The organism is Streptomyces sp. NPDC004031, from assembly GCF_053604375.1.
This window is the reverse complement of sequence record NZ_JBSGHL010000133.1, coordinates 1-3,078: the sequence shown is the minus strand read 5'-3', so window position 1 is coordinate 3,078 and position 3,078 is coordinate 1. Positions and strand designations below refer to the sequence as shown.

At 70.5% G+C, this 3,078-nt stretch carries 1 protein-coding gene; it reads right to left on the bottom strand.

Features of this window, described 5'->3' with window-relative positions:
* A partial coding sequence (locus ACWERV_RS36570) for a type I polyketide synthase (protein WP_452941190.1) occupies positions 1 to 3,078 on the bottom strand: 3,078 nt, incomplete at both ends.

Below are 3,078 nucleotides of genomic sequence, written 5' to 3'. Positions count from 1 at the left end.
GTCACCTCGCCGACCGAGTGGCCGCCCACGACGTGCGGGACGACACCGTAGGACCGGGCCAGCGCGAACAGCGCCGACTCCACCGCGAACAGCGCAGCCTGCGTGAACAGTGTCTGATCCAGACGCCCGTCCCCGCCCCCGTCCTCCCCGCCGAGGACGACGTCCTTGAGCGGGACCGGAAGGTGCGCGTCCAGCGCCGCACACACCTCGTCGAAGGCCTGGGCGAACACCGGGTGGGTCTCATACAGTCCGGCGCCCATGCCGGGGCGCTGGGAGCCCTGTCCGGTGAACAGCACCGCCACCCGGCCCTCGCCCGCCGCACGGCCCCGCACCACCCCCGGCACCTCGGCACCGCCCGCGAGCCCGGCCAGGCCCGCCAGCAGCTCGTCACGGCCGGACCCCAGCACCACCGCCCGGTCCTCGAACACCGCCCGCGAACCGATCAACGACCGGCCCACATCACCCGGAGACCAGTCCTCGCCCGCCCCGAGCGACTCCAGCAGCCGCCCGGCCTGCCCGGCAACCGCACCCCCACCCCGACCCGACACCACCCACGGCACCACACCCGACACCACCGAAGTACCGGCCTCACCGGCCTCGCCCGCGTCCCCCTCCGGTGCCTGCTCCAGGATCACGTGCGCGTTCGTCCCGCTGATACCGAAGGACGACACCGCAGCACGCCTCGGACGGTCCACCTCGTCCCATTCCTGGGCCTCGGTGAGGAGTTCGACGGCGCCGGAGTCCCATTCGACGATCGGGGAGCGTTCTTCTGCGTGGAGGGTCTGGGGCATGATGCCGTGCCGGATGGCCTGCACCATCTTGATCACGCCTGCGACGCCGGCGGCGGCCTGCGTGTGTCCGATGTTGGACTTGATGGAGCCCAGCCACAGCGGGCGGTCCTCCGACCGCCCCTGCCCGTAGGTCGCCAGCAACGCCTGCGCCTCGATCGGGTCGCCCAGGCGCGTACCCGTCCCGTGCGCCTCGACGACGTCGACGTCCAGGGTGGTGAGGTGGGCGTTCGCCAGCGCCTGACGGATGACGCGTTCCTGCGAGGGACCGTTGGGTGCGGTGAGGCCGTTGGAGGCCCCGTCCTGGTTCACCGCACTGCCGCGCACCACCGCCAGCACAGGGTGACCGAGGCGCTGGGCGTCGGACAGCCGCTCGACGAGGAGTACGCCGACGCCTTCGCCCCAGCCCGTGCCGTCGGCGTCGGCGGAGAACGCCTTGCAGCGGCCGTCCGCCGACAGCCCGCGCTGGCGGCTGAACTCCACGAAGGTGGTCGGGGTCGACATCACGGTCACGCCGCCGACGACGGCGAGAGTGCATTCGCCCTGACGGAGGGACTGCCCTGCCAGGTGCAGGGCGACCAGCGAGGAGGAGCAGGCCGTGTCGATCGTCACCGCCGGGCCCTCCAGCCCGAAGGTGTACGCGAGCCGACCGGAGATGACGCTGGAGGCGTTACCCGTCAGCAAAAAACCTTCGAAGTTCTCGGGTGCCTTCGGCAGGCGGGAGCTGTAGTCGTTGTACATCACGCCGGCGAACACTCCGCCGCGCGTGCCGCGCACGGTGGTGGGGTTGATGCCGGCGCGTTCGAAGGCTTCCCAGGTGGTTTCGAGGAGGAGGCGTTGTTGGGGGTCGCTGGCGGTGGCTTCGCGGGGGCTGATGCCGAAGAATTCGGCGTCGAACTGGTCGGCGTTGTGGAGGAAGCCGCCGTGGCGGGTGTATGAGGTGCCGACGCGTTCGGGGTCGGGGTTGTAGAGGGTTTCGGTGTCCCAGCCGCGGTTGGTGGGGAAGGTGGTGATGGCGTCGGTGCCGTCGGTCACCAGTTTCCACAGGTCTTCGGGGGAGGAGACGTCGCCGGGGTAGCGGCAGGCCATGCCGATGATGGCCAGTGGTTCGTCGTCCGCGGCGGTGGTCGTGGGGGTGGTCGCGGGTGTGCCGGTGGCGGAATCCGACGACGCGGAGCCTGATACCTCGGCGAGCAGATACGCCGCGACGGCGTCCGGAGTCGGGTAGTCGAAGGCGATGGTCGTCGGCAGCCGCATGCCGGTGGTGGCCTTGAGCCGGTTGCGGAACTCGACTCCGGTCAGGGAGTCGAAACCCAGTTCCTTGAAGGCGCGGCTCGTATTGATGTCCGCGGTCGGTGCGTAACCGAGCACGATTGCCGCTGTCGAACGAACCAACTCCGCAAGCTGGGCAAGGCGTTCAGCCTCTCCGAGCCCTGCCATCTCCGTCACCCACGTCGAACCGGAGTTCGCCGTCGTGCGCTCGGACCGGGCGACGGCCCGCTTGGGACGGGTCCTGACGAGACGGCTGAAGAGGTCGGGCAGCAGCCCGGCCGCCTGAAGGTCCTCCAGCGCCGAGACATTGACCCGGGCGGGCACCAGCGCCGAGCCACGGTCGGCAAGGGCAGCGTCGAAGAGATCCAGGCCCTGTTGCGTGGTGAGTGCCGGTAGACCGTTGCGGTCCCAACGGGCGAAGTCGGTCTCGCTGAGGGTGTCGGCCATGCCGCCGGTGGTGCTGTCCCAGAGGCCCCAGGCGAGTGAGGTGGCGGGGAGGTGGTGGGTGTGGCGGTGGTGGGCGAGGGCGTCGAGGTAGGTGTTGGCGGCCGCGTAGTTGGCCTGTCCGGCGTTGCCGATGATTCCGGTGATGGAGGAGAAGAGGACGAACGCGGACAGGTCGAGGTCGCGGGTGAGGTGGTGGAGGTTCCAGGCCGCGTCGACTTTGGGGCGCAGGACCTCCGACAGACGCTCCGGCGTCAGACTCTCCAGCAGGGTGTCGGCGAGGACGCCTGCGGTGTGGATGACGGCGGTGAGGGGGTGTTCTGCCGGGACGGTGTCCAGCACGGCGGCTGTCGCCTCATGGTCGGACAGGTCGGCTGCGGCCCATGTGACGTGTGCGCCCAGTTCGGTGAGTTCGGTGGTGAGTTCGTCTGTGCCGGGGGCGTCGGCGCCGCGGCGGCTGACGAGGAGGAGGTGCCTGGCCTGGTGGCGGGTGACGAGGTGGCGGGCGAAGAGGGTGCCGAGGGTGCCGGTGGCGCCGGTGACGAGGACGGTGCCTTCGGGGTTGAGCGCGGCT